24 protein-coding genes are annotated in these 24,959 nt (G+C 55.6%); 18 read left to right on the plus strand and 6 right to left on the minus strand.

Annotated features, from left to right (window positions below):
* Positions 1-404: 404 nt before the first annotated feature.
* From mnmE to rpmH, 6 genes are all read right to left on the minus strand, one after another.
* Entirely contained in the window at positions 405-1,817 is a 1,413-nt protein-coding gene (mnmE, locus tag N3G78_07730) for a tRNA uridine-5-carboxymethylaminomethyl(34) synthesis GTPase MnmE (protein MCX8117801.1), read from the minus strand.
* Between the two features lie 5 nt (positions 1,818-1,822).
* On the minus strand, positions 1,823-2,230 hold the full coding sequence (locus tag N3G78_07735; protein MCX8117802.1) for a KH domain-containing protein: 408 nt from the start codon (positions 2,228-2,230) through the stop codon (positions 1,823-1,825).
* Positions 2,231-2,296: 66 nt separating this feature from the next.
* On the minus strand, positions 2,297-4,009 hold the full coding sequence (gene yidC, locus N3G78_07740) for a membrane protein insertase YidC (protein ID MCX8117803.1): 1,713 nt from the start codon (positions 4,007-4,009) through the stop codon (positions 2,297-2,299).
* A complete protein-coding gene (gene yidD / locus N3G78_07745) occupies positions 4,006-4,263 on the minus strand; it encodes a membrane protein insertion efficiency factor YidD (protein MCX8117804.1) in 258 nt (85 codons plus the stop codon). Before yidD ends, yidC begins: the two co-directional genes overlap by 4 nt.
* An 18-nt stretch (positions 4,264-4,281) precedes the next feature.
* Positions 4,282-4,617: a ribonuclease P protein component gene (gene rnpA / locus N3G78_07750; GenBank protein MCX8117805.1), complete on the minus strand. Its 336-nt coding sequence runs from the start codon at positions 4,615-4,617 to the stop codon at positions 4,282-4,284.
* A complete protein-coding gene (rpmH, locus tag N3G78_07755; protein MCX8117806.1) occupies positions 4,617-4,751 on the minus strand; it encodes a 50S ribosomal protein L34 in 135 nt (44 codons plus the stop codon). The genes rnpA and rpmH overlap by 1 nt, the downstream gene beginning before the upstream one ends.
* 160 nt (positions 4,752-4,911) lie before the next feature.
* On the opposite strand from rpmH, the gene gyrA reads away from it, so the two are divergent.
* The 18 genes from gyrA (at position 4,912) to hisF (ending at position 24,949) form a co-directional block, all read left to right on the plus strand.
* Positions 4,912-7,338, plus strand: coding sequence for a DNA gyrase subunit A (gene gyrA, locus N3G78_07760; protein MCX8117807.1), 2,427 nt, complete (start codon positions 4,912-4,914; stop codon positions 7,336-7,338).
* 210 nt (positions 7,339-7,548) lie between these two features.
* Positions 7,549-8,919 (plus strand): chromosomal replication initiator protein DnaA, encoded by a 1,371-nt coding sequence (gene dnaA / locus N3G78_07765; protein MCX8117808.1) that lies wholly within the window; start codon positions 7,549-7,551, stop codon positions 8,917-8,919.
* Positions 8,920-9,129: 210 nt separating this feature from the next.
* On the plus strand, positions 9,130-10,260 hold the full coding sequence (gene dnaN / locus N3G78_07770) for a DNA polymerase III subunit beta (protein MCX8117809.1): 1,131 nt from the start codon (positions 9,130-9,132) through the stop codon (positions 10,258-10,260).
* A 72-nt stretch (positions 10,261-10,332) separates the two neighbouring features.
* Entirely contained in the window at positions 10,333-12,729 is a 2,397-nt protein-coding gene (gene gyrB / locus N3G78_07775; GenBank protein MCX8117810.1) for a DNA topoisomerase (ATP-hydrolyzing) subunit B, read from the plus strand.
* A gap of 45 nt (positions 12,730-12,774) precedes the next feature.
* Positions 12,775-13,428, plus strand: coding sequence for a dephospho-CoA kinase (gene coaE, locus N3G78_07780; GenBank protein MCX8117811.1), 654 nt, complete (start codon positions 12,775-12,777; stop codon positions 13,426-13,428).
* A 61-nt stretch (positions 13,429-13,489) separates the two neighbouring features.
* Positions 13,490-14,743 carry a transcription termination factor Rho gene (gene rho / locus N3G78_07785; protein MCX8117812.1) on the plus strand — a complete coding sequence of 418 codons (1,254 nt, stop codon included), beginning with the start codon at positions 13,490-13,492 and terminating at the stop codon, positions 14,741-14,743.
* Between the two features lie 63 nt (positions 14,744-14,806).
* The gene (rpmE, locus tag N3G78_07790; GenBank protein MCX8117813.1) at positions 14,807-15,022 is read left to right on the plus strand and encodes a 50S ribosomal protein L31; all 216 of its coding nucleotides are present in this window, start codon (positions 14,807-14,809) and stop codon (positions 15,020-15,022) included.
* Between the two features lie 250 nt (positions 15,023-15,272).
* Positions 15,273-16,334 carry a peptide chain release factor 1 gene (gene prfA / locus N3G78_07795; GenBank protein MCX8117814.1) on the plus strand — a complete coding sequence of 354 codons (1,062 nt, stop codon included), beginning with the start codon at positions 15,273-15,275 and terminating at the stop codon, positions 16,332-16,334.
* Between the two features lie 22 nt (positions 16,335-16,356).
* Positions 16,357-17,247, plus strand: coding sequence for a peptide chain release factor N(5)-glutamine methyltransferase (gene prmC / locus N3G78_07800; GenBank protein ID MCX8117815.1), 891 nt, complete (start codon positions 16,357-16,359; stop codon positions 17,245-17,247).
* Between the two features lie 56 nt (positions 17,248-17,303).
* Positions 17,304-18,563: a UDP-N-acetylglucosamine 1-carboxyvinyltransferase gene (murA, locus tag N3G78_07805; GenBank protein MCX8117816.1), complete on the plus strand. Its 1,260-nt coding sequence runs from the start codon at positions 17,304-17,306 to the stop codon at positions 18,561-18,563.
* 32 nt (positions 18,564-18,595) lie between these two features.
* Entirely contained in the window at positions 18,596-19,900 is a 1,305-nt protein-coding gene (gene hisD / locus N3G78_07810; GenBank protein MCX8117817.1) for a histidinol dehydrogenase, read from the plus strand.
* Between the two features lie 18 nt (positions 19,901-19,918).
* Entirely contained in the window at positions 19,919-20,512 is a 594-nt protein-coding gene (hisB, locus tag N3G78_07815) for an imidazoleglycerol-phosphate dehydratase HisB (GenBank protein ID MCX8117818.1), read from the plus strand.
* 16 nt (positions 20,513-20,528) lie between these two features.
* The gene (gene hisH / locus N3G78_07820) at positions 20,529-21,146 is read left to right on the plus strand and encodes an imidazole glycerol phosphate synthase subunit HisH (protein ID MCX8117819.1); all 618 of its coding nucleotides are present in this window, start codon (positions 20,529-20,531) and stop codon (positions 21,144-21,146) included.
* Between the two features lie 69 nt (positions 21,147-21,215).
* Positions 21,216-22,049 carry a 3-deoxy-8-phosphooctulonate synthase gene (gene kdsA, locus N3G78_07825; protein ID MCX8117820.1) on the plus strand — a complete coding sequence of 278 codons (834 nt, stop codon included), beginning with the start codon at positions 21,216-21,218 and terminating at the stop codon, positions 22,047-22,049.
* Between the two features lie 59 nt (positions 22,050-22,108).
* Positions 22,109-22,762: a fructose-6-phosphate aldolase gene (fsa, locus tag N3G78_07830; GenBank protein MCX8117821.1), complete on the plus strand. Its 654-nt coding sequence runs from the start codon at positions 22,109-22,111 to the stop codon at positions 22,760-22,762.
* Positions 22,759-23,448, plus strand: coding sequence for a hypothetical protein (locus N3G78_07835; protein ID MCX8117822.1), 690 nt, complete (start codon positions 22,759-22,761; stop codon positions 23,446-23,448). Before fsa ends, N3G78_07835 begins: the two co-directional genes overlap by 4 nt.
* Positions 23,445-24,200, plus strand: a complete 756-nt coding sequence (gene hisA, locus N3G78_07840) for a 1-(5-phosphoribosyl)-5-[(5-phosphoribosylamino)methylideneamino]imidazole-4-carboxamide isomerase (GenBank protein ID MCX8117823.1) — start codon at positions 23,445-23,447, stop codon at positions 24,198-24,200. Before N3G78_07835 ends, hisA begins: the two co-directional genes overlap by 4 nt.
* Positions 24,194-24,949 carry an imidazole glycerol phosphate synthase subunit HisF gene (gene hisF, locus N3G78_07845; GenBank protein MCX8117824.1) on the plus strand — a complete coding sequence of 252 codons (756 nt, stop codon included), beginning with the start codon at positions 24,194-24,196 and terminating at the stop codon, positions 24,947-24,949. The genes hisA and hisF overlap by 7 nt, the downstream gene beginning before the upstream one ends.
* Positions 24,950-24,959 lie beyond the last annotated feature (10 nt).

Genomic DNA, 24,959 nt, shown 5'->3' on the forward strand with positions numbered 1-24,959 from the left:
TGTTCCCCTTGTTCTTCAATGGAAATGGCACATCTATATTTAAAAACCCTCTTGATCTTTGTCTCAGATGGGTTGGCTTTTGGGCGGAGCGCATCAGAAAATCTTCAGAAAATCTAATGAGAAAGAGATGTTGGTATTTTGGATCTAATTGGTTTCTCCTACCAAGAAAAGGCCTATTTCAACTCTTCAAAGTCCTTATTAAACCCTTTGAGAGGAAACCTTCCCTTTTTGAGCAAACAAAGCTCCCTTTTCTAAATCATGGACAGTCGAACCTGTTGGGAGAGAGGCAAGTTCATGTCCAGCGATGGCAGCTGGCTTTCCTTGCACGGCTTTTTGATTCCGGGTCTAAAAGACGAAACTTTCTCCTTCGGAAAAAGGGTTTGAGGTATGTTTCACGTGAAACATCATTTACCTATGCAGAATTGTTCGAAAATTCTATTTAGGACATCCTCTGGGGTTGTCTCTCCCACCATCTCCCCAAGGCTAAGGAGGGCAGATCTAATTTCTAACGCTATGAACTCAAAGGAGACCCCTTCTTCGAGCCCTTTTACAGCTCTTAAGAGACTCTCTTTTACCTCTAAAAGAATCTTTTTATGTCTCAGGTTGGCAATGATAAGGTGTTCAGGGGTCGCCCTCACCCCTCGTCTGACCATCAGATCGAAGACAGTCCTTTTCAAATCCTCGATCCCCTCTTTTTTCAGCGCAGAGATCGAAACGATGGGATCATGAGGAAATCGATTCTTAAGCGCCTCCATCGAAACCCTCATTGGAAGATCCCTTTTGTTCAAGACAACCACCTTCTTCTTTCCCTCGATTTCGGCCGCAATCTCAAAATCGTCCGGTTCGAGGGGTTGGCTTCCATCCAGGACGAGGAGGATGAGGTCGGCGGTTGCGGCCTTCTCTTTCGCTCGAAGGACGCCCTCCTGTTCGATCGAATCCCTCGTCTTTCTCAACCCTGCAGTGTCCATAAGACGAACGGGGATTCCCTGGATGTTGAGAACTTCCTCGATCACGTCCCTGGTCGTTCCTGGAATAGGGGTCACGATTGCTCGATCTTGATTCATTAAGACGTTGAGAAGGCTTGACTTGCCTACATTGGTCTTTCCGATGATGGCGCAGGAAATCCCCTCCCTGAAGATCGAACCCTCCTCGTAGGTGGATATCCAATCCCCAACCATTTGAATAAGGTCGAGAAGTTCCCTCCTCACCTCCTCTATCGACATCTCGTCGATCTCTTCGTCGGGAAAATCGATATGGGCCTCTATCCTGGCAAGGAAGTTTAACAATTTCTCCCTGAGGTTACAGACTTCCCTGAATAGCGTTCCTTTGAGCTGTTGGTTGGCAATTTCGATCCCCTCGGCCGTCTTCGCTTTGATGAGATCGATGACCGCCTCGGCCTGAGTGAGGTCGATGCGGCCATTAAGAAAGGCCCTTTTTGTGAACTCTCCGGGTTGGGCCAACCTCGCCCCTTCTCCTATGACCAACTCCAAGACTTTCTGGAGGATGAGATAGCCTCCGTGGCAATGGATCTCAGCAACATCCTCTCGGGTATAAGTCTTCGGTGCCCTCATCAAGACAACCAGAACTTCATCTAAAGTGATACCCGTCTTGGGGTCTTCGATATGACCATAATAGAAGCGATGAGAGATGAAGGAGGAGGTCTCTTTGGTAGGCTTAAAAATCCTTTTGAGAATGGGTTCGGACAGCGGTCCGCTTATGCGGACAATTCCGATACCGCTCTCGCCGAGGGGGGTCGATATGGCTGCGATCGTCTCTTCGGAAGAAGTGGATGGAGCTCTTGATGGATCCGTATCCATCCGATTCAAAGGCCTTTACTCTTAGGAAGGATCCTAATCTTTTTCATCTCGCCATCGCCGAGGCTAACCGTCTCAATGGCCGGATCGTTCTTCAAGGCCAGGTGGATTATCCTCCGATCATGAGGAGTATAGGGACCGATGGCGAGCGGTTGGCCTTCCCTTTTCACCTTCTCCCCAAGTCGGAGGGCCATCTTGGTGAGGGAGTCAATCCTCCTCGCCTTATATCCGTTAATATCAAGGAAAACCTTTATGTTTTCCTTAAGCCTCTTATTCACCATTCGGTTGAATAGAAATTGGAGGGAGTCGAGCGTCCGTCCATGTTTGCCGATCAAAACCCCCTCCCGGTCTCCCTTCAGGTTGAAGAAGAGGCCTTCCTCATTGAGGGAGACCTCCACTAAGGATTGGAATCCCATCAATCTTAAAAGGTCTTCCATCATTGCTTGGGCTGTAGAAATCATTTTATCCTTCGACACATTCCATCACCATTTTCTATTCACGATATATTGATGGGCAATCGAGAGGATGTTAGTGACCATCCAGTAGAGGACCAAACCCGAAGGGAAATTTAAAAAGAGGAAGGTGAACATAATGGGCATGAGCATGAACAATCTCGCCTGCGCCGGGTCAGCAGCGGTCGGGGTCATCTTCTGCTGGATGACCATGGTGGCCCCCATGAGGATCGGGGTGATATAGATAGGATCCTTAGCAGAGAGATCCCTGATCCAGAGGATGAATGCGGCATGTCTCAGTTCGATGGAATTGTGCAACGCATTATAAAGTGCTATGAAAACGGGGATTTGAATAAGCATCGGGAGACAACCGCTCATCGGGTTAATCCTCCTCCTCTTATAGAGGAGCATGATCTCGTGCTGAAGCCTCGCCTTATCATTCTTGTATTGTTCTCTTAACCGGTTCATTTCCGGCTGGACCTTCTGCATCTCCCTCATCGATTTCATACTGATCTGGGTCAGGGGGAGAAAGAGGATTTTGAGAAGGATGCTCAAGATGATGATGTCGATGCCAAAATTTTTTGTGACCTGATGGGTCAATTTTAGGAACCATAGAAGGGGTTTTGCTATGACCGTGAAAAATCCAAAATCGACCAGACCCTCGGCTCCAACCCCAAGCTCTTTAAGAGGGTCTGTTAGCTTTGGCCCCAAATAGAGACGGAAACTTCTTGAGACCGTACCTTGGGATTGTATGGAAAAGGGGGGCGAGGTCAATTGGGCTTTTAGGATATTCTTCTCTCCTCCCTTTATATTCAACTGGATATTATTTTCAGAAGGGGTGGGAACGATAAGGGCCGTGAAATACTCTCCGGCAAAGGCAAACCATCGGATCTGGCCCTGATCTGCCACCTCAAATGGCTCAAGGCTTCTCTTGGGAGCCCCACACCCAGGGGTGCAGCCTCCACTCCCTGTTCCCCCGAGGTCCTTTTTTTCGATTCTTTGATCTTTCATGAATAGATACTTGAGCCCATAATCTTTATTTTCATGATCGGCAAACTTTTCCAACTCGACCTTTCCTATCCATTCGATTCCAAGCTGGGCCATCATCTCGTTCTTTGTTTGGTTCTGAACCTCGATCTTTATATCGATGTGGTCTCCTTCGGAAGAGAAAATGAATTTCTTTAACAATTTCAATCCATTGCCGAGTTCTTGGGTAAATGTGACCTCCCCTTTTTCACCCGGTTTCAGGAGTTGGATCCCATCCTTATCCACCTCCCATCCGAAAGGATCGATGGTTGGCTGCACGATAAGGCCGAGGGGAAGCCCCTCCTCTTCGCTCGTATTGACGAGGTCGAGGGGTTTTGGCTTTTCAGGTTCTTGAACCTTTCCTCCGAAGAGCCCTTTGACGAATTTGGTGAGTTGTAGGGTGATGGGAGACTCTTCGATCCGATCGCGATAATGTTTCAGCTTGAAATGTTTTAACCGCGCATCTGCGTTGGTGAGGGTGGCCGTGAAATTTCTCGTCTCAATGACAATTTCTTTCTTCGGGATCACCTTAGGTTTCGGAAGGGGTTTTTCTTCCTTCGAAGCTTTCATCTCCTTCTTCGGTTGGGGAACGACCTCTCCCTTTTTCTCCTCCTGAGGTGGCTTAACCGGCGGAAATAATTTTGTTTGGATGATCCCCCAACCGAAAATGACTAAAAAAGTCAATATGATAGCTAACAGTGCCCTTTTATCGATCATCGATTTCTCTCTGCTTCCCTCCATGCGGTTCGACCGGAGGCCTCCAAGGGGTCATAACCCCCTGGGTTGAACGGATGGCACCTGAGGAGCCTTCTGAAGGCCAGCCACCCGCCAAGGGCTATCCCATACCGCTCGATCGCCTCTATTGCATAGTTAGAACAGGAGGGGGAGAAGCGGCAGCATGGGCCGAACCACAAGGAGATCGTCCTCTGGTAGGTTCGAATCATCAAAATAGAGAGGCCTTTGAGATTCATTTGAGCCTTTCCGGCCATTCAGACCAGGACCTTTTTCAATTCCCTCTCGACCTCGTGATAGGAGTTCGGGAGGTCTCCCTTCTTCACCAGGATGACAATATCGAGGGCTCCCTGGATCTGGTGTTTATTTAAGCGAAAGAATTCGCGGAGGTATCGTTTCATCCGATTCCGGGTGCTTGCCGATCCAACCTCCTTTTTTACGACGATGCCCAGGCGATGGTGTTCTCTCCGGTTTTCATAAAGGTAGAGAAGGTAATGTTTGGTGGAGAGCTTCCTTCCGGATCTCATCGCCCTTCTGAAGTCATCTGAAAGGGCAATCCTCTCCTTTCGGGTGAAACGGAACAATCCTCTCACTAAACCGTCAGCCTCTTCCTTCCCTTGGCCCTCCTCCGTTTCAGGACTTTTCGGCCGCTGCGAGTAGACATCCTTTCCAAGAAGCCGTGCGTCCTTTTACGTCTGATCGTGCTCGGTTGGTAGGTTCGCTTCATGGGAATCCTCTTTCGAGACGTGTCTTGTTTTTTGAAATGATTAAACTTTTTGAATAAACCATATTTCTTCCAAAAAGTCAAGATCGGCAGGTATTTCGGTTGACAGGCAACCCGATTTATATTAAGTTTTTCAACAAAATTGACCGGTTCTGGAGTGCCCATGAACGAGCCTCAGATGGCCATCCCCATCAATATCGAAGACGAGATGAAACGGTCCTATATGGACTATGCGATGAGCGTCATCATCGGCCGGGCCCTTCCCGACGTAAGGGACGGGCTAAAACCCGTTCATCGCCGGATCCTTTATGCGATGAACGAACTAAACAACGATTGGGATAAACCCTATAAGAAGTCGGCCAGGATTGTCGGGGACGTCATCGGGAAGTATCACCCCCATGGGGATATGGCGGTCTACGATGCCATCGTCAGGATGGCCCAGGATTTCTCGCTCCGTTATCCCTTGATCGATGGCCAGGGAAATTTCGGATCGATCGATGGCGATCCGCCCGCCGCGATGCGTTATACGGAGATCCGCATGGCCAAACTGGCCCATGAGCTTCTGGCCGATATCGATAAAGAGACGGTCGATTTCATCCCAAACTACGACGAATCCCTTTTAGAGCCCTCTGTCCTTCCCTCCAAATTCCCCAACCTCATTGTGAACGGGTCTTCGGGAATCGCGGTGGGAATGGCCACCAACATCCCCCCCCACAATCTAAACGAGGTCATCGATGGACTGATCGCCCTCATCGACAACCCGGAGCTCACGACCGACGAGCTGATGTCCCATATCCCGGGGCCGGATTTCCCGACAGGGGGGTTCATCTACGGACGCGATGGAATTCGTTCGGCTTATGAAACGGGAAAGGGCGTCATCCAACTCCGGGCGAGGGCCTTTATCGAGAGGGACAAGAGAGGCGAGCGGGAGAGCATCGTCGTCACGGAGCTCCCCTACCAGACCAACAAGGCCAAGCTGATCGAAAGGATCGCCGAGTTGATTCAGGAGAAGGTGATCGAGGGGATCTCTGCGGTCCGGGACGAATCGGACCGAGAGGGGATGCGCGTGGTCATCGAGCTGAGACGGAACGAGGTCCCAGAGGTCATCCTCAACCAGCTTTACAAGAACACCCAGATGCAGACCTCCTTCGGCATCATCCTCTTGGCCATCCACCAAAACCAACCCAAGCTCCTCTCCTTAAAAGAGATGCTCCACCTCTTCCTCCTTCACCGCAAGGAGGTCGTCACCCGGCGGTCCCTCTTCGAACTGAGGAAAGCGGAGGCCCGGGCCCATATCCTAGAGGGCCTCAAAAAGGCGATCGACCAGATCGATGCGGTCATCACCACGATTAAAACCTCCAAAACCCCAAAAGAGGCCAAAGAGCGGTTGATGGATCGCTTTGAGCTTTCCGAAGAACAGGCCCAGGCCATTCTCGACATGAGGCTTCAGCGCCTGACCAACCTGGAGCAACGGAAGATCGTCGAAGAGTACGAGGAGACGATCAAGCTGATCAATCGCCTCCGGGATATCCTGGCCAGCGAACGCCTGATGCTCAACGTGATCAAAGAAGAGCTCCTTTCGATCAAAACCTCTTATGGGGATGAGAGACAGACGGAGATCGTGGACGTCGCCCCGGAGATCCGGATCGAAGACCTCATCGCCGAGGAGGAGATGGTGGTCACCATCACCCACTCCGGGTATATCAAGCGAAATCCCATCAGTCTTTATCGGAGCCAGCACCGGGGCGGAAAGGGGAAGGTGGGGATCAACGTGAAGGAGGAGGACTTCGTCGAAGACCTCTTCATCGCCTCGACCCATGACTACCTCCTCTTTTTCACCGACGCGGGAAAGATCTACTGGAAGAAGGTCCACGAAATTCCCCAGGCGGGCCGCTTGACCCGGGGAAAGGCGATCGTCAATCTCCTCAACCTCGGCCCGGAGGAGAAGGTGACGACGATCCTCTCCCTCAAAGATTTTGCCCCGGGCAAGTTCATCACCTTTGCGACCAAAAACGGGACGATCAAGAAGACCGCCCTCGAGGCCTACAGCAACCCCCGATCCGGAGGCATCATCGCCATCGGCCTCGACGAAGGGGACGAACTCATCTCCACCAAATTGACCGATGGGAAACAGCACCTCTTCATCGGAACGAAACTGGGCAAGGCCATCCACTTCCCCGAAAACCAGGTCCGGGAGATGGGCCGGACGGCACGGGGGATTCGCGGGATCCGCCTGGCCAAAGGGGATGAGGTCGTCGCCATGGAGGTGGTCCATCCCCACACCTCCTTGTTGACGGTCACCGAAAACGGTTATGGAAAACGATCGATGGCCTCGGAATATCGGATTCAGAACCGAGGGGGGAGTGGAATCTTCACCGTCAAGAGGACGAAGAAGACCGGGGATGTCGTCGGCATTAAGTCGATTACCGACGAGGATGAACTCATGATCATCTCCAATAAAGGAAGGATCATCCGGTTGAGGGCGGCCGACATTCCTATCCAGGGAAGAAGTACCCAGGGCGTAAGGCTCATCACCCTCGAAGAATCGGAACGGGTGGTGGCCGTGGCCAAACTGGCCGAAAGAGATTAAAAAAGACTTGATTTTTTTTTTAATTAGGGTTATTGGTATTTCGGTTTCCAGAGAGATTGCTTCGTCCACAAAACCAATCCCCTCAGATACACAATTAAATCATTTTTCCACAATTGTGGAAACGCTGTGAAAAAAGCTATATAATTTGTTCAAATGATTTGTTTTTTTCTTTCGGGGTATTTCCTGCCTAACCCCTAAAATCTTCTTCTTATGCCCGATACCATCCGCGTCGAATCCAAGGATGATCTGTGGTCTAAAGTCTCTGCCCTTCTGAGAGAGAGGATCGGCCAACAGAATTTCGACATCTGGATCAAACCCGTTCACCTCCGATCGTTGGAGGGTGAGAAGGTCGAAGTGGAGGTGCCCAACCGCTTCTTCAAGGAGTGGATCCAAGAACACTACTCGACCCAGATCAAGGAAGCCATCTCCTTTTTGACCCAGAGGTCTTTTAATCTCCAATTTCGAATCAAAAATGAGCCCCCTCCTTCTCGGGCGGCCACGAAAGGGTTTAATGCTTCTGAAAATCCATTGCCTTTTACCTCCTCCCCGCCGAGATCTCCCTTCAACCCGAAATATACCTTTGAGAACTTTGTGGTGGGGCCGGGCAACCAATTCGCAAACGCGGCCTGCCTGGCCGTGGCCAATGTGCCGGCTAAAAATTACAACCCCCTTTTCATCTATGGGGGCGTGGGATTGGGAAAAACCCACCTCCTTCATGCCATCGGGAACCATATCCTCCAGCACCGGGTCATCCCCGACCTGAAGAAGATCTGTTACACCTCTGCGGAGGAATTCACCAACGAAATGATCAACTCCATCCGGTTTGAAAAGATGGAGGAGTTTCGAAATAAATATCGACGGATGGACATCCTCCTGATTGACGATATTCAATTCATCGCGGGTAAGGAGAGAACCCAGGCTGAATTTTTTCACACCTTCAATTCCCTATATGAGGCGAGAAAACAGATCGTCGTGACGAGCGATAAATTCCCAAAAGACATCCCCCATTTCGAAGAACGTCTCCGATCCCGTTTCGAGTGGGGGTTGATCGCCGACATCCAACCGCCGGATATCGAAACCAAGGTGGCGATCCTCCGAAAGAAGGCCGAGATCGAAGGGATTCAACTTCCCAATGACGTCGCCTTCTTCCTCGCCTCCCAGATCGACTCCAATATTCGAATGCTGGAAGGATGCCTCATTCGGATCGGGGCCTTTGCCTCCCTCTCCCAAACTCACATCGACCTTCCGATGGCCAAAGAGGTCTTGAAGAATATCATTAAACCCAGGGAGGAGTCGGTCTCCATCGAGGCGATCCAGAAGGTGGTGGCCAACCATTTCAATCTGAGGCTATCCGATTTTAAAGTGAAACGGAAGAACAAAGGATATGTTTTGCCCCGGCAGATTGCGATCTATCTGGCTCGAAAAATGACCAACCTCTCTCTGATTGAGATCGGAGAAAAGTTCGGAGGCAAAGATCATTCCACCGTCCTCCACTCCATCAAAAAGGTGGAGGAAAGGATGGCCGAGGATCCCTCTTTCAAAGAGAAGATCGATCATCTGATGAGTCGAATTCCATCTTAAAAGGATGTGGAGATCTTGTGGAACCCAGAAGGCCCGATCTTCGATTCCTTCCTTCAAACCGTCTCTTTCGTCTTTTTCAAACGAAACGAGAGGCCCCTCTTCGTTTTAAGGATCGCAGGGATCGTCCCTTTTTCCCCAATTCCACAGAAAACGATGATGAAGGTGAAAAGGCACTTTTAGAAAAGATCGGAGAAGTCAGAGGAGGAAAAGATGTCCTATTTTGAGATCCAGAAGAAGGACTTTCTCAGGGGATTAGGATTGATGCAGGGAATTGCGGGAAGGAAGACGACCCTTCCCATCCTCTCCCACATCTTTCTGGAATGGAAGGAGGACAGCCTCTTTCTGACCGGAACCGATCTTCAAACCGGCATTCAGGAAGCCCTTCCGGCCAAGGTCCACCAGAACGGGAAGGCCTCGGTCTCATCGAAAAAACTATACGAGATCATTCGGGAGCTCCCGGAGGAGACGATCCACATCCAAAAGAGAGAGAACCACTGGATCCAACTCCGATGTGGAAAGTCCCTCTTCAACCTCGCCGGATTGGATCCGGAGGACTTTCCTTCCCTTCCAACCTGGCAAGACAAACCTTGGTCGACCCATCCCCTCCGGACGGTCCGGGAGATGATCGAAAAGACCGTCTTTGCCGCCTCCAATGAGGAATCCCGGTACCATCTCAACGGGATCCTCTTCGTCCAGCGAAAGGCCGGTGGGAAGGAGACCTTAAGGATGGTGGCCACCGATGGACACCGCCTCTCTTTGATCGATCGGGAGGCCCCCACCATCCCCGGGATCGGCAAAGGGGTCATCCTCCCGAAAAAGGGGATCCTCGAAATCAAAAAGATCCTCGGAGACAAAGAAGAGGTGGAGGAGGTCGGGATCGGGTTCGATCCGACCCATGCCTTCTTTAAACTGGGGTCCTCCTTAATGGTCATCCGGCTGATCGACGGGGAGTTTCCCGATTATGAACAGGTCATTCCGAAGGAAAACGATAAAAGCCTCGTGATGAAGAAGGACCTCATCTATGGGTCGTTGAAACGGGTGGCGACCATGGCCAGTGAGAGGTCAGAAGGCATCAAGCTTTCGATTAAGAGGAATGTGATGGAACTCTCTTCGTATCATCAGGACTTCGGGGATGCGAAGGAAGAGGTGGAGATCGAGTATGAAGGGCCTCCCCTCGAGATCGGCTTCAACGCCCGATATCTGATGGAAGCCATCCAGTCCTTCGATGTCGAGGAGGTTCTCTTCGAGCTCAAAGATGATGGGAGTCCAGGAGTTCTCCGACCCTATCCTCCCCAGACCGCTCCCCAACACCTCAACATCATTATGCCCATGAGAATGTGAGCCTCTTCGTCCTCAAACGGTCTCTCACTGCCCGCTCATTGAAACCGTGGAATCTCGATTCAAGGAGAGCGCATGAACGAAGCCTCAGAACAATATACCGCAGAACAGATCAAGGTCTTGGAAGGCCTGGCGGGCGTTCGGAAGAGGCCCGCCATGTATATCGGCAATACAGGGGTTGAGGGGCTTCACCACCTCGTCCATGAGCTGGTGGATAACAGCATCGATGAGGCCTTGGCCGGATATTGCGACAAGATCGAGGTGATCCTCCATAGCGACCAGAGCGTGACCGTAAGGGACAACGGCCGAGGCATCCCGGTCGATCTTCACGAAAAAGAGAACCGCCCAGCGGTGGAAGTGGTCATGACGAAGCTCCACTCTGGCGGCAAGTTCGACAACCGCAGTTACAAGATTTCGGGGGGCCTCCATGGCGTCGGGCTCTCCGTGGTCAATGCCCTCTCCGAGTATATCGAACTCGAGATCCGGAGGGATGGAAAGATCTATCATCAGGTCTATGAAAGGGGAGAGGTCAAGACCCCCCTGGAGGTCATCGGAAAGGCGAAACATACGGGGACCCAGATCCGTTTCAAGGCAGACCCCGAGATTTTTGAGACGGTGCAGTTCAGCTTCGACCTTCTCTCCCAGAGGCTCCGGGAGCTGGCCTTTTTGAACAAAGGCCTCTCCATATCGATCGAGGATGAGCGGACGGGAAAACGTCACGACTTCTATTATAAAGGGGGGATCGTCTCTTTCGTCGAATACCTCAATCGGAACAAGAACTGCATCCATCCGAAACCCATCTACATCCACGGCGTCAAGAACGGCATCGAGATCGAAATCGCCTTCCAGTACAATGACGGGTATGCGGAGAATCTCTACTCCTTCGCCAACAACATCAACACCCACGAGGGAGGCACCCACCTGATCGGGTTCAAATCGGCCCTGACCCGGACGATCAACCAGTATGCCTCCAGCGCCAACCTCCTCAAAGGGATCAAGGAGAGCATCACCGGCGATGATACCCGAGAGGGACTGGCCGGGGTGATCAGCGTCAAGATCCCCGAGCCCCAGTTCGAGGGCCAGACCAAGACCAAGCTCGGGAACAGCGAGGTCAAAGGCCTCGTCGAAGCCCTGGTCAACGAAAAACTGGGAACCTTCTTCGAGGAGAACCCTTCCCTGGCCAGGAAGATCATCGCCAAGGTGATCGATGCCGCCCGGGCGAGGGAGGCGGCCCGGCGGGCCAGGGAATTGAGCCGACAGAAAGGGTCGCTTGAGGCCAATGCCCTTCCCGGCAAGCTGGCCGACTGCCAAGAGAAAGATCCGGCCCGGTCGGAGATCTTCATCGTGGAGGGGGACTCCGCTGGAGGGTCAGCCAAGCAGGGCAGGGACCGGACCACCCAGGCCATCCTTCCCATCAAAGGGAAGATCTTGAATGTGGAGAAGGCGAGGTTCGATAAGATGCTCGCCAACGAGGAGATCCGGCTCATCATCTCCGCCCTGGGAGCCGGGATCGGCAAGGACGACTACGATATCGATCGGATCCGTTATCATCGCATCATCATCATGAGCGATGCGGACGTCGATGGGTCCCATATCCGGACCCTCCTCCTCACCTTCTTCTACCGGCAGATGCCGGAGGTGATCGAGAGAGGCTACCTTTACATCGCCCAGCCTCCCCTTTTCAAGGTGACGGAGGGGAAGAACGAAATTTATATCAAGAACGAAGAGGAGTTCAATCGGTATCTGATGGAACGGGCCGTGGCCCGAAGCGAGGTCATCGTAGAGAGGACGAAACAGCGGCTTACGGCGAAGAAGCTCGGCGCCCTGCTGGAGAAGATCTATCGCTTCAACGAGGTTTTCCAAAAGTTCCAGAAGAAGGGGATCTCCCGGACCCTCCTCAACCTCCTCCTGGAGCAGGGGGTGCGTAGCAAAAACCTTTTCGAGGACAAAGGCAAGCTCGTGGAACTCCAAAACCAGTTAAGGAAAATGGGTTTGGAGGTCTCGGATCTTTATTGGGATGAAGAGTATAACCTCTATGGGTTTGAGGTTCAGGAATCGAACGGGGGAAAGACCCTGCGAAACCGCCTCCAGTGGGACCTCATCGACTCCGTCGAGTATCGGAACCTCTTCCAGATCTATCGGGAGATCCAGGAGATGGCCCCTCCCCCCTACCTCCTGATGGAGAAGGGAAGGGAGGTGAGGGTTGAGCGGATGGAGGACCTCCTCGAGTCCCTGAACCACATAGGGAGGGAGGGGATCACGGTTCAAAGATATAAAGGATTGGGCGAGATGAACCCCGAACAGCTCTGGGAGACGACCATGAACCCGGAGAAGCGGACCCTCCTGAAGGTGAAGGTAGAGGATGCGATCGAGGCAGACGAGATCTTCAGCATCTTGATGGGGGATGAGGTGGAACAGCGGAGGAGGTTCATCGAGGAGAATGCCCTCTTCGTCCAGCGCCTCGATATTTAACCCTAAGGGGGCAACCCGGAGGCCTCCCTCGGGACGGATGGAGAGATGCTCATCGTCGGGGTGACCGGAGGTGCGGGGAGCGGAAAGACGACGGTCAGCCGGATCTTCCAAGAGGAAGGCGCCTATGTCATCGATGCCGATCAGATCGCCCGGGAACTCGTCCAACCCCGGCGGCAGGCCTGGAGAGAGATTGTCCGGGCCTTCGGGAGGGCCATTCTCCGAGAGGATGCGACGATCGACCGGAAACGGTTGGCGGAACTGGTCTTTTCCGACCCCGAGCGGAGGGAGGTTTTAAACCGGATCCTCCACCCCCGGATCAAACGAGCCATGGAAAAGAAGGTGAGGCTGATCGGCCGTCGGGATCCCCAGGCCATCGTCATCCTCGACGCGCCCCTGTTGATCGAGACCGGGTTGGATCGGGAGATGGACCGAGTGATCGTCGTCACCTCGAAGGTGAGGCAGCAGATCGAAAGATTGAAGAGGAGGGCTTCGTTGACCGAAGAGGAGGCCAGGAGGATCCTCCGTTCCCAAATGAGGATCGGAGAGAAGGTGAAGAAGGCCGACCATGTGATTCGAAACGAGGGTGAGTTGGAGGAGACCCGAAGAAAGGCGAGGGAGGTCTTTCAAGAGCTGAAGCGCCTCGCCAAAGGAGAAGGGGCTCCCAAGGGAACTTCACCATCGATCCGGAGGGGCCCGTGATTTGGCCACCGCTCCGGAGAGATAGGTCTCGAACCCAATGAAGGAGGAAAAAGGACAGCCTATGGACATCAAAGAATTGAAGAAGATGAAGATCAATGAGTTGACCAAGATCGCCCGAGAGCTCAACGTGGAAGGGGCAAGCGGGATGAGAAAACAGGACCTCATCTTCGCCATCCTCCAGGCCCAGACCGAGAAGAATGGCCTGATCTTCGGAGAGGGGGTGCTGGAGATCCTTCCCGACGGATTCGGGTTCTTGAGGGCACCCGATTATAACTATCTGCCCGGCCCGGATGACATCTATATCTCGCCCTCCCAGATCCGGCGATTCAACCTACGAACGGGCGACACGGTTTCGGGCCAGATCCGGCCTCCCAAGGACACGGAGCGATATTTCGCCATGTTGAAGGTGGAGATGGTGAACCACGAAGATCCAGAGGTGGCCCGGGACAAGATCCTCTTCGACAACCTGACCCCTCTCTATCCCATGGAGAGGATCCGCCTCGAGGTGGAGGATGATCCGACGAATTACTCGGCTAGGGTGATGGATCTCCTCACCCCCATCGGAAAGGGACAGCGGGGGCTCATCGTGGCGGCTCCGAGAACGGGCAAGACGATGCTGCTGCAGACCATCGCCCATAGCATCACAAAGAATCACAAAGAGATCACCTTGATCGTCCTCCTCATCGACGAACGGCCCGAGGAGGTGACCGACATGGAACGCTCCGTCGATGCCGAGGTCATCAGTTCCACCTTCGATGAGCCGGCCCAGCGCCATATCCAGGTGGCGGAGATGGTGATCGAGAAGGCCAAGAGGCTGGTGGAACATAAGAGGGATGTGGTCATCCTTCTCGACAGCATCACCCGTCTGGCCAGGGCCTACAATACCGTCGTTCCTCCCAGCGGAAAGATCCTCTCCGGAGGCATCGATGCCAACGCCCTACAGAAGCCCAAACGATTCTTCGGGGCGGCGAGGAATGTCGAGGAGGGAGGGAGCCTCACGATCATCGGGACCGCCCTGATCGATACCGGAAGCCGGATGGACGAGGTGATCTTTGAGGAGTTCAAGGGGACGGGAAATATGGAGATCAACCTCGACCGACGACTGGTGGACCGCAGGGTCTTCCCCTCGATCGATATCCAGCGTTCCGGCACCCGAAAGGAGGAGCTCCTTCTGGATCCAAACGATCTGAACCGCATCTGGCTTCTGAGAAAGGTGCTGCAGCCCATGAACCCGGTCGACAGCATGGAGTTTCTGCTCGAGAAGATGCGGGCCACCAAGAACAACCGGGAGTTCCTCGATTCGATGAATCAATGAGGAAGGCCGTCCCATTGATTCTCCCTTTCAAATCGGTTAAATAGAACCCTGGAGGCGTACGAGATGAAGAAGGATATCCACCCCAAGATGTACGATACGGTGATCAAGTGTGCCTGCGGCGCGACCTTCGAGACCCAGAGCACGAAGAAGGAGATCCATGTGGAGATCTGCTCGAATTGCCATCCCTTCTTCACAGGGAAGCAGAAGTACGTGGACTCTGCTGGGAGGATCGAACGGTTTAAAAAGAAGTACGGAGAGCCGGTTGAGAAGAAAGCCTGAGAGATCGACCCTCCCTCCCCACCCCCGACGGGATGGTTTTCCCTTTTGGGAAAACCCTTTCCCACTCCCGAGGATTTTCATCCATCCCTGTAGCGATTTCCTCAGTCGTCATTAGTGTCCCCGGAGAAGACCGAGGCCTTTGGGAAAGGCGGCTTCAAGGGACCCGACCCCCCGGCGCTGCCTTGGTTAAGAGAAGAGGCTTGAAGGCCATGGAACTCCCTTTCATGGGAGAGAGGTTTGGGAAGAGGAGATGTTCGAGAAATTGGAAGAGGTGGAGCGCCGGTATGAGGCGCTGACCCACCTTCTGAGCCGGCCCGAGGTGATCGGCAACCAGGTCGAGCTCCAGAAGGTGGCCAAGGAGTTTTCCGAAATCGGGAAGGTGGTCGACCTCTACCGGAGATGGAAGAGGGTCGAAGAGGAGATCAAGGAGAACCGCCTCCTCCTTGCCGAGAACGAAGACGAGGAGATGAAGGGCTTAATCAAGGAGGACCTTCTCCAGCTCGGCGAGGCCAAGGAGAGGCTCGAGAAGGAGTTGAGACAGGCCCTGCTTCCGAAAGACCCCAACGATGAGAAGAATATCCTCCTCGAGATCCGGGCGGGAACCGGGGGAGACGAGGCGGCCCTCTTCGCCGCCGACCTCTTTCGGATGTATGCCAGATATGCGGAGAAGAACCGCTGGCGCGTGGAGATCATGAGCCAGAATTTGACCGGCGTGGGCGGGTTCAAAGAGGTCATCGCCCTGATCGAGGGCAAGGGGGTCTACAGCCGATTGAAATACGAAAGCGGTGTCCACCGGGTTCAGAGGGTTCCGGTCACCGAGGCCCAAGGCCGGATCCACACCTCCACGGTCACCGTGGCGATCCTGCCGGAGGCGGAGGAGGTGGAGGTGGAGATCGATCCCAACGACCTCCGGATCGACATCTTTCGTTCGTCAGGCCCGGGAGGTCAGAGCGTCAATACGACCGACTCCGCCGTCCGGATCACCCACCTTCCGACGAATATCGTCGTCACCTGTCAGGACGAGAAATCCCAACACAAGAACAAGGCCAAGGCCCTGAAGATCCTCCGGGCGAGGCTCCTCGATCAGGCCCGACAGCAGAAGGAGAAGGAGATCTCCGAACAGCGGAAGAGTCAGGTCGGCACGGGGGAGCGGAGCGAGCGAATCCGGACCTACAACTTTCCTCAAGGTCGGGTGACCGACCACCGGATTGGCCTCACCCTCTACCGGTTGAACGAGATCTTAGACGGAGACCTCGACGAGATCCTCGATGCCTTGATCACCCACTATCAGGCCGAGGCGCTCAAAGGTTAAAGGGGGCCGGAGGGATCGGGGGATGACGATCCTGGAGGCGCTCAGGCAGACGATCGATGCCCTGAAAGATCGGGGGATTGAGAACCCAAGGTTGGAGGCCGAGCTTTTATTGGCCCACTCCCTTGGCCTCAGCAAAGAGAAGCTCTATACCTGCCTTCGAGACCCGATGCCGGAGCCGAGGAAGGAGACGTTGGGAGAGTTGGTCCGACGGAGGACCTGCCGAGAACCCCTTCCGTATATCTTGGGCCGTCAGGAGTTCTGGTCGATCGACCTGAAGGTCGATCCCCGGGTCCTCATCCCGAGGCCCGAGACCGAACACCTGGTAGAGGAGGCCCTTGTGATCCTGAAGTCCCTTTCCTCTCCAAGGGAGCCGGTGGTGTTGGAATTGGGGACGGGAAGCGGCGCGATCGCCATCTCCCTCGTCAAAGAGGCAAAGGAGATCTTTCTCGTGGCGACCGACATTTCGGAGGAGGCGCTGAAGGTGGCTCGGGAGAACGCCGAAGGGGCTTCGGTCTCTAACCGGATCCGATTTGTGAGGGGTGATCTTCTTCAACCTTTTCTTCCGAGAGGCGGCTTCGATCTGATCCTCTCGAACCCTCCTTATATCCCCGAGCCTGCGATCGAGGGGCTGATGCCCGAGATTAGGCATTACGAGCCCCTGATCGCCCTGAGGGGAGGTGAGGACGGTCTCGATTTTTATAGACGCTTGATCCCCCAGTGTCCCTCCTATCTCAGGGAGGGCGGCTGGCTCCTTCTCGAAGTGGGAAGCCAACAGGCGGGGATCGTTTTGAAGATGATGGAGGAGGACGGCCGATATCAGCTCGTGGAGATCCTCAAAGACCTTTCCGGACGTGAAAGGGTGGTGAAGGCCCAGCGGCGGAGGACCTTAAATGGGTTGCCCCAAGCGGGGTGAGAACGAATCTTCCTTCTTTTTTAGACCTCCAGAGGAAACGGGGATGGGGTTTTGACATGGACAAGATCGTCATCCAAGGCGGCGAAAGATTGATTGGAGAGGTGGAGATCAGCGGGTCGAAGAATGCCTCCCTCCCGATCTTCGCGGCCACACTCCTAACCGAAGGGGAGAGCCGCCTTTACAACGTCCCCAAGTTGAGGGATATTGTCACCATCGGAAAGGTTTTACAGAATCTGGGCGTCAAGGTCATCGAGGAAGACGGGGTCTATCGGGTCGATGCCACGGAGATTACGAACGATGAGGCCCCTTACGATTTGGTCAAGACGATGCGGGCCTCCATCCTCGTCTTGGGACCTCTTCTGGCTCGGAGACGAAAGGCGAGGGTCTCCCTTCCCGGAGGTTGCGCCATAGGTGCCCGGCCGATCAACCTCCATCTGATGGGCCTGGAGGCCATGGGCGCCAAGATCGATCTCCGGAGGGGGTATGTGGAGGCCGAGGCCGACCGGTTGAGAGGCGCCACGATCACCTTCGACACCGTCACCGTGACCGGGACTGAGAATCTGATGATGGCCGCCACATTGGCCGAGGGGAAGACCGTATTGCGGAATGCGGCCATGGAACCGGAGGTGGTCGATCTGGCCCATTTCTTGAGGAAGATGGGGGCGAAGATCGAAGGAGCGGGCACCGCCGTCATCGAGATCGAGGGGGTGGAGGGCCTCCATCCGGCGGAGCATACCGTCATCTCCGACCGAATCGAGGCCGGGACCTTGATGGTGGCAGCCGGATTGACGCGAGGCCACATCAAACTGCTTAGGTGTCCCATTCACCATATGGAGATCGTCGTCCATAAACTCCGCGAGACGGGGATGGAGATCGAGCCCGAGGCCGATGGGGTGAGGGTGGTGGGGACGAGAAGGATCCGGAGCGCCGATATCAAGACCCAACCCTATCCAGGATTTCCGACAGATATGCAGGCCCAGTTCATGAGCTTGATGTCCCTCGCCAGGGGGTTGAGCGTCATCACGGAGACGATCTTCGAAAATCGCTTCATCCACGTGAACGAACTTCAGAGGATGGGCGCCGACATCCGGATCCACGGAAATACGGCGATCATCCAGGGGGTGGAGCGTTTGAGCGGGGCCCAGGTCATGGCGACCGATCTGAGGGCAAGCGCCTCCCTGGTGCTTGCAGGTCTGGCGGCAGATGGGACAACGGAGATTTCGAGGGTTTACCACCTGGATCGGGGGTATGAAGGCCTCGACCGAAAATTGGCCAAACTCGGGGCCAACATCCGGAGGGTGCCTGAAGGAGGTTGAGGGCTTGGTGGCGGGAGAAAGGGTTCGTGAGAATGGGCTTTACCGTCAGGGTGCTTCGATCGGGTGAGAAGGATTTCGAACAATATCTCCGGAGGTTGGAGCGGAGGATGGTCGAGGACCCATCCTCCCTCGAGAAGAAGGTCCGCTCCATCCTGAACGACGTGAGGAAGCACGGCGATCGTGCCTTGATCGAATATACGTCCCGTTTCGACCAGGTTCGACTCCGTCCCGAACAGATCGAAGTGAAACCCGAGGAGGTGAGGGAGGCCCGAAAGAAGGTCTCCGCGGATTTCTTAGGGACGCTTAGGAGGGCCTGCCAACGGATCCGGACCTTTCACCGGCTCTCGAAGCGAAGCGAGAGGCTTCGATGGATCGAGAAAGGAATCCGGATCGAACAGGTGACGAGACCCCTTGAGAGGGTCGGGATCTACATCCCGGGAGGGAAGGCCTCCTACCCTTCGACCGTCCTGATGGCCGCCCTCCCTGCCAGGGTGGCGGGGGTAAAAGAGATCGTGATGACGACCCCGCCTCATTTGGGAGGGCTCAGCCCGGCGGTGCTCGCGGCGGCCGACCTTGCGGGCGTGGACAGGGTCTTCAGGGTGGGAGGCGTTCAGGCCATCGGGGCCTTGGCCTACGGCACCGAGACGGTTCCAAAGGTGGATAAGATCGTGGGCCCGGGAAACCGCTATGTGGCGATCGCCAAAAGGCTCGTCTACGGTTCGGTCGATCTGGATATGGTGGCCGGGCCGAGCGAGATCGTCATCATCTCGGACGGAGAGGTCCCGGCCTCCTTTGTGGCCGCCGACCTGCTCTCGCAGGCCGAACATGACGAAGCCGCCCTTTCTCTCCTCATCACTCCCTCGGAGGCCTTCGCCGAAGGCGTGAGGGGAGAATTGGAGAGGCAGTTGGGGGAGCTTCGGAGGGCGAGGATTGCCCGCAGAAGCCTCCGGCAACGAGGCGCCATCCTGATCGTTCGAGATCTTGAGGAGGCCATCGGGGTGGCCAACCGGATCGCGGCCGAACACCTCGAACTCTGCCTAAGGCATCCCCGCCGGCTCGTCGGCTCGGTGATCCATGCAGGAGCGGTCTTTCTCGGCCCCCATACGCCGGAGGCGATCGGAGACTATCTCGCAGGTCCGAACCACATCCTTCCCACTGCGGGGGCAGCCCGCTATGCCTCGGCCCTGGGGGTGGCAGATTTTCAAAAGAGGATCAACCTGATGGAATTCAGCAGAAAGGCCTTGGGTCGTTTTGAGGATGATGTGAGGCGGCTGGCCGAGTGGGAGGGGTTGGAAGGCCATTACCGTTCCTTAAAGGTAAGAGGCCTGGGAAGGTGAGGGGAGAGGAGGGCGAAGGTGAAGGAGGATCGAAGGGCAGAGGTGAGGCGGAAGACGAAGGAGACGGAGGTCCATCTCAAGATCAATTTGGATGGCTCCGGCGCCCATTCGATCCGGACCGGCCTTCCCTTCTTCGATCACATGCTCAGTCTTTTGGTTTACCACGGCCGTATGGATCTCACGTTGAAGGCGGAAGGCGACCTCCAGGTGGATGCCCACCATACGGTCGAGGACGTGGGGATCTGTCTTGGCGAGGCGATCCGCAAGGCCCTTGGCGAGGCCAAAGGGATCATGCGATATGGATGGGGCATGGTTCCGATGGACGAGGCCTTGGTCTCGGTGGCCCTCGATCTCTCGATGAGGCCCTTCCTCGTCTACCATGTGAAGCTGAGGCGGTCGAGGATCGGGACCTTCGATCTCGAACTGGTCGAGGAGTTTTTAAAGGCCCTGACCCATCAGGCGAGGATGACCTTGCATGTCAACCTCCTCTATGGGAGGAACAGCCATCACATGGTCGAATCGATTTTCAAAGGCCTGGGAAGGGCGTTGAGGGAGGCGATCTCAAGGGACGAGCGGACCATGGGGGTCCCCTCGACCAAGGGCGTCCTGTAAATCGAACAGGTCAACGATGAAGCCAAAGATCGCGATCGTCGATTACGGCATGGGGAATCTGCGAAGCGTTCAGAAGGCCTTCGAACGGGTCGGATTCGAGGCCCATCTCGCCCATCACCCTCGGGAGATCCAGGACGCCTCGGCCATCGTCCTGCCCGGGGTCGGCGCCTTCCGGGATGCGATGGAGAACCTGCGGAGGTTCGGATTCATCGAACCCATTCTTCGATCCATCGAGGGGGGCAAGCCCTATCTCGGCATCTGTTTGGGCCTTCAGATCCTCTTCACGGAGAGCGAGGAGTTCGGGCCCTGCAGGGGCCTCGATCTCGTTAAAGGGAGGGTGGTGAGGTTTCGACCCGATGGGGAGCATAAGGTGCCGCACATGGGTTGGAATTCGATCGAAATGAGGAAGGAGGCGCCTCCCCTTCGGGGAGTGGAGAGCGGGTCGTACGTCTACTTCGTCCACTCCTACTACGTCCTTCCGGAAGAGGAGGAGTGGGTCTCCACCCTCACTCCATACGGGGTCCTCTTTGCTTCGAGCATCTCCAAGGAGAACATCTTTGCCACCCAGTTCCACCCGGAGAAGAGTCAGAGGATCGGATTAAAGATCTTGGAAAATTTTGTAAAATCCATCTGATCCGCCGGCCGTGAGCCCCCGTGTCGGCGAGGCCGAAGGGGCAAGGTCAAGGCGAAGAAGGAGCGATGGATGAACGAGGTAAGCGTCGGAGCGATTCGAATCGGAAAAGGAAACCCCCTCGTCCTGGTCGCAGGGCCCTGCGTGATCGAGGCCGAATCGGTTGTCCTGGAGATTGCGGAGACCTTGAAGGAACTCTGTCAACGTATGGAGATCCCCTTGATCTTCAAGGCCTCCTATGAGAAGGACAACCGGAGCTCGGAGAAGTTTTACAGGGGACCCGGGCTTAGAGAGGGGCTGAAGATCTTGTCGAAGGTGAAGGAGCGCTTCGATCTTCCGGTCCTTTCCGATGTCCACCGGATGGAGGACATCGACCAGGCCAAAGAGGTGTTGGACATCATCCAGATCCCTGCCTTCCTCTGCCAACAGACCAGCCTCCTGCTAAAGGCGGGCGAATCCGGCAGGGGGATCAATATCAAGAAGGGCCAGTTCCTCGCTCCGGAGAACATGGCGGCCGCGGTGAAGAAGGTCTATAGCACGGGCAATTCCCAGGTCCTTCTGACGGAGCGGGGGACCTGTTTCGGATATAATAAGTTGGTCTCGGACCTCTGCGCCATCCCCATCATGCAGGGGATCGGTTGTCCGGTCCTCTTCGATGCGACCCATATCGTGAGGAATTATGGCATCCCGAGCGACGACCCGAAGGGAGGCAGCCCCCAGTATGTCCCCCATCTCGTTCGGGCAGCCGTGGCCGTAGGGTGCAACGGCCTCTTCCTCGAAACCCATCCCAGACCGGCAGAGGCCCTATGCGACGCTTCGAGCATGATCCCCCTCCATGAGATGGAAGGGATCCTCCTGCAGAGCAAGGCCATTCACCGCTTGGTCAGAGAGTGGGGGATCGTTTGAGAAGAAAACGTCCGGGATTCGGATTTCCTACTTCATTCTGACGGAGAGGAGGGCTCAGCGTGAAGATCTTTCTCGATACGGCCAATCTCGAAGAGATCCGGAAGGCCAATGCCCTGGGGTTGGTCGATGGCGTCACCACCAACCCGACTTTGCTCGCCAAAGAGGGGGAGGCCCCAGAGACCCTGATTCGGAAGATATCGAAAGAGGTGAACGGACCGGTCAATGTGGAGGTCACTGGCCTCACCTGCGAGGAGATCCTAAAGGAGGCCAGAACGCTGGCCACCTGGGGGGACGAGATCGTGATCAAGATCCCCATCAATCCCGAAGGCCTGAAGGCGGTGAGGAGCCTCTCGGCGGAGGGAATTCCCACCAACGTTACCCTCATCTTCTCGCCGGCCCAGGCCCTGTTGGCGGCAAAGGCGGGCGCAACCTATATCTGCCCGTTCTTGGGGAGGCTCGATGATGTCAGCTTTGACGGCCTCGAACTGGTCCAACAGATCCGGGAGATCTATGACAACTATGAGGAGCTGGAGACCCGGATCATCGTGGCCAGCGTCCGAAACCCCATCCACGTGATCGAGGCCGCGCGCATGGGTGCGGAGATCGTGACCCTCCCTCCGCCGATCCTTTACCAGATGTTCAAACACCCCCTCACCGATAAGGGGATCGAGCAGTTTTTGGAGGATGCCAAAAAGATCGGGGCCAAGACATGACCTTCGCTCATTTTTCGAGACAGAGAGGGCCCAGGAAGGCCCGAACCCTTTTTCATTACGGGGCAGGCCTGATCCTGATCAGCTCCATCCTATTTCAAAGCTTAGATGCCCTCGGTCAGCAGATGCCTCGTCTCGTGATCCTGCCCTTCTTCGTGGAGCGAGAGGCCTCCTGCCCGGTCTGCAAGGTCGTCTTTAGGAGGGGGGAGATCCATTTCTCCGGCCCCGGCACGGCGACCCGCCTCCTCTATCAAAAGATCGGGGCGATGGGGAGCTTCGCTCTCATTCCACAGGAAAGGGTGGAGGAGGCCCTCTCCTCCCATAGCCCACGGGCCTTCGAAGAGGAGCCTCGCTCCTCCTCGATTGAACTGGGAAAGGAGCTCCGGAGCGATTTTGTGTTGGTCGGGTTCCTCTTCCGGTTCGAAGAGAGGGTCGGCTCTTCGGTGGGCGTGGAGCGGCCAGCCTCCGTGGGGTTCGATCTTCATCTCTTTCGGGTGAAGGACGGGAAGGAGGTCTGGAGGGGCCGCATGGATGAGACGCAGCGACCCTTGAGCGAGAATCTCTTCAAGATGGGCTCCTTCTTCCGGAGAAAGGCCCGGTGGCTTACGGCCGAGGAACTGACCCGCGTGGGGATGGAGGAGGTTTTCAGGCGATTTCCTGGCGGGAAAGAGCTGGAGGAGAGAAGATGATCGTCATCCCTGCGATCGATCTGAAGGATGGAAAGTGCGTGAGGCTCATCCAGGGGAGGATCGATCAGGAGACGATCTATTCCGAGGACCCCGTCGAGATGGCCAGATACTGGGAGGCCAAGGGCGCAGAGAGGCTCCACCTGGTCGATCTCAACGGCGCCATCATCGGCAGGCCTTTCCATCCCCATCTGATCGAGGAGATCCTTCGATCCATCCGGATCCCTGTCGAGATCGGAGGGGGAATTCGGGAGATGGCCACGATCGAGCACTACCTCCGATGCGGTGCCCGCTGGGTCATCCTCGGAACGGCTGCCCTCAAAAACCGTCCCTTCCTCGAGGAGGCCTGCCGTGAGTTTCCCGATCGGGTTATCCTCGGCCTCGACGCAAAAGGGGGGAAGGTGGCGGTCGAGGGGTGGGGAGAGGTGAGCTCCCTCTCCGCAAGGGAGCTGGTCGGCCAGGTCGAAGGGATCGGCCTTGCGGCCATCATCTTCACCGACATCAACAGGGATGGGATGGCCTCGGGTTTGAATCTCGAGGCCACGAGAGAGCTGGCCCGTTCCACTTCCATTCCCGTCATCGCCTCGGGCGGGGCCTCCAGGATCGAAGAGATCGAGGCGCTGATGGCCCTCGAGCCCGAGGGCGTGATCGGGGTCATCGTGGGTCGGGCCCTTTATACAGGTGCGATCGATCTGAAAGAGGCCCTCGAGCTCACTCAAAGGAAAGCGGGAGGGGCGGGTTTGGGGAGATGTTAGCGAAACGGATCATCCCCTGTCTCGACGTGAAAGATGGACGGGTCGTGAAAGGAACCCGTTTCGTCGACCTGAAGGACGCAGGCGATCCCGTCGAGAACGCAAAGGCCTACGATGAGCAGGGCGCCGACGAGATCGCCTTCTTAGACATCACCGCGAGCCATGAGAAGAGGGATATCCTCATCGACCTCGTCCGACGGACCGCCGAGGAGGTCTTTATTCCCCTCGTCGTGGGAGGCGGGGTGAGAGACCTGGAGGATATCCGGAACCTTTTGATGGCCGGGGCGGACAAGGTCTCGATCAACACCGCCGCGGTCCAAGACCCTTTTCTGGTGGAAAGGGCCTCGAAGCGTTTCGGAAGTCAGTGCATCGTGATCGCCATCGATGCCAAGCGGAGAGGGTCGGGCTGGGAGGTCTATACGCATGGTGGGAGAACTCCCACTGGGATCGATGCGATCCAATGGGCGATGAGGATGGAGGCCCTGGGCGCGGGCGAGATCCTTCTGACCAGCATGGACCGGGACGGGACGAAGGAGGGCTACGATATCGAACTGACCCGGACCGTTGCCGAAAGCGTGAGCATCCCGGTCATCGCCTCGGGAGGGGTCGGAACCCTCGAACACCTTTACGAGGGACTCGTCCTTGGAAAGGCGGATGCCGTTCTTGCGGCCTCGATCTTCCACTACCGGGAATATACCATCCCGAGGGTCAAAGCCTACCTAAAAGAGAGGGGCATCACGGTGAGAATGTAGAGAGAGGGAT

The sequence above is a fragment of the Thermodesulfobacteriota bacterium genome (assembly GCA_026415035.1).
In the GTDB taxonomy this organism is placed as follows: Bacteria; Desulfobacterota; BSN033; order BSN033; family UBA1163; genus RBG-16-49-23.

What these genes read in the sequence shown, in the direction of transcription:
- mnmE (MCX8117801.1), bottom strand. Translation starts at nt 1,817, where the DNA reads ATGGATACGGATCCATCAAGAGCTCCATCCACTTCTTCCGAAGAGACG.
- N3G78_07735 (MCX8117802.1), bottom strand. Translation starts at nt 2,230, where the DNA reads ATGGGATTCCAATCCTTAGTGGAGGTCTCCCTCAATGAGGAAGGCCTC.
- yidC (MCX8117803.1), bottom strand. Translation starts at nt 4,009, where the DNA reads ATGATCGATAAAAGGGCACTGTTAGCTATCATATTGACTTTTTTAGTC.
- yidD (MCX8117804.1), bottom strand. Translation starts at nt 4,263, where the DNA reads ATGAATCTCAAAGGCCTCTCTATTTTGATGATTCGAACCTACCAGAGG.
- rpmH (MCX8117806.1), bottom strand. Translation starts at nt 4,751, where the DNA reads ATGAAGCGAACCTACCAACCGAGCACGATCAGACGTAAAAGGACGCAC.
- gyrA (MCX8117807.1), top strand. Translation starts at nt 4,912, where the DNA reads ATGAACGAGCCTCAGATGGCCATCCCCATCAATATCGAAGACGAGATG.
- dnaA (MCX8117808.1), top strand. Translation starts at nt 7,549, where the DNA reads ATGCCCGATACCATCCGCGTCGAATCCAAGGATGATCTGTGGTCTAAA.
- dnaN (MCX8117809.1), top strand. Translation starts at nt 9,130, where the DNA reads ATGTCCTATTTTGAGATCCAGAAGAAGGACTTTCTCAGGGGATTAGGA.
- gyrB (MCX8117810.1), top strand. Translation starts at nt 10,333, where the DNA reads ATGAACGAAGCCTCAGAACAATATACCGCAGAACAGATCAAGGTCTTG.
- coaE (MCX8117811.1), top strand. Translation starts at nt 12,775, where the DNA reads ATGCTCATCGTCGGGGTGACCGGAGGTGCGGGGAGCGGAAAGACGACG.
- rho (MCX8117812.1), top strand. Translation starts at nt 13,490, where the DNA reads ATGGACATCAAAGAATTGAAGAAGATGAAGATCAATGAGTTGACCAAG.
- rpmE (MCX8117813.1), top strand. Translation starts at nt 14,807, where the DNA reads ATGAAGAAGGATATCCACCCCAAGATGTACGATACGGTGATCAAGTGT.
- prfA (MCX8117814.1), top strand. Translation starts at nt 15,273, where the DNA reads ATGTTCGAGAAATTGGAAGAGGTGGAGCGCCGGTATGAGGCGCTGACC.
- prmC (MCX8117815.1), top strand. Translation starts at nt 16,357, where the DNA reads ATGACGATCCTGGAGGCGCTCAGGCAGACGATCGATGCCCTGAAAGAT.
- murA (MCX8117816.1), top strand. Translation starts at nt 17,304, where the DNA reads ATGGACAAGATCGTCATCCAAGGCGGCGAAAGATTGATTGGAGAGGTG.
- hisD (MCX8117817.1), top strand. Translation starts at nt 18,596, where the DNA reads ATGGGCTTTACCGTCAGGGTGCTTCGATCGGGTGAGAAGGATTTCGAA.
- hisH (MCX8117819.1), top strand. Translation starts at nt 20,529, where the DNA reads ATGAAGCCAAAGATCGCGATCGTCGATTACGGCATGGGGAATCTGCGA.
- kdsA (MCX8117820.1), top strand. Translation starts at nt 21,216, where the DNA reads ATGAACGAGGTAAGCGTCGGAGCGATTCGAATCGGAAAAGGAAACCCC.
- N3G78_07835 (MCX8117822.1), top strand. Translation starts at nt 22,759, where the DNA reads ATGACCTTCGCTCATTTTTCGAGACAGAGAGGGCCCAGGAAGGCCCGA.
- hisA (MCX8117823.1), top strand. Translation starts at nt 23,445, where the DNA reads ATGATCGTCATCCCTGCGATCGATCTGAAGGATGGAAAGTGCGTGAGG.
- hisF (MCX8117824.1), top strand. Translation starts at nt 24,194, where the DNA reads ATGTTAGCGAAACGGATCATCCCCTGTCTCGACGTGAAAGATGGACGG.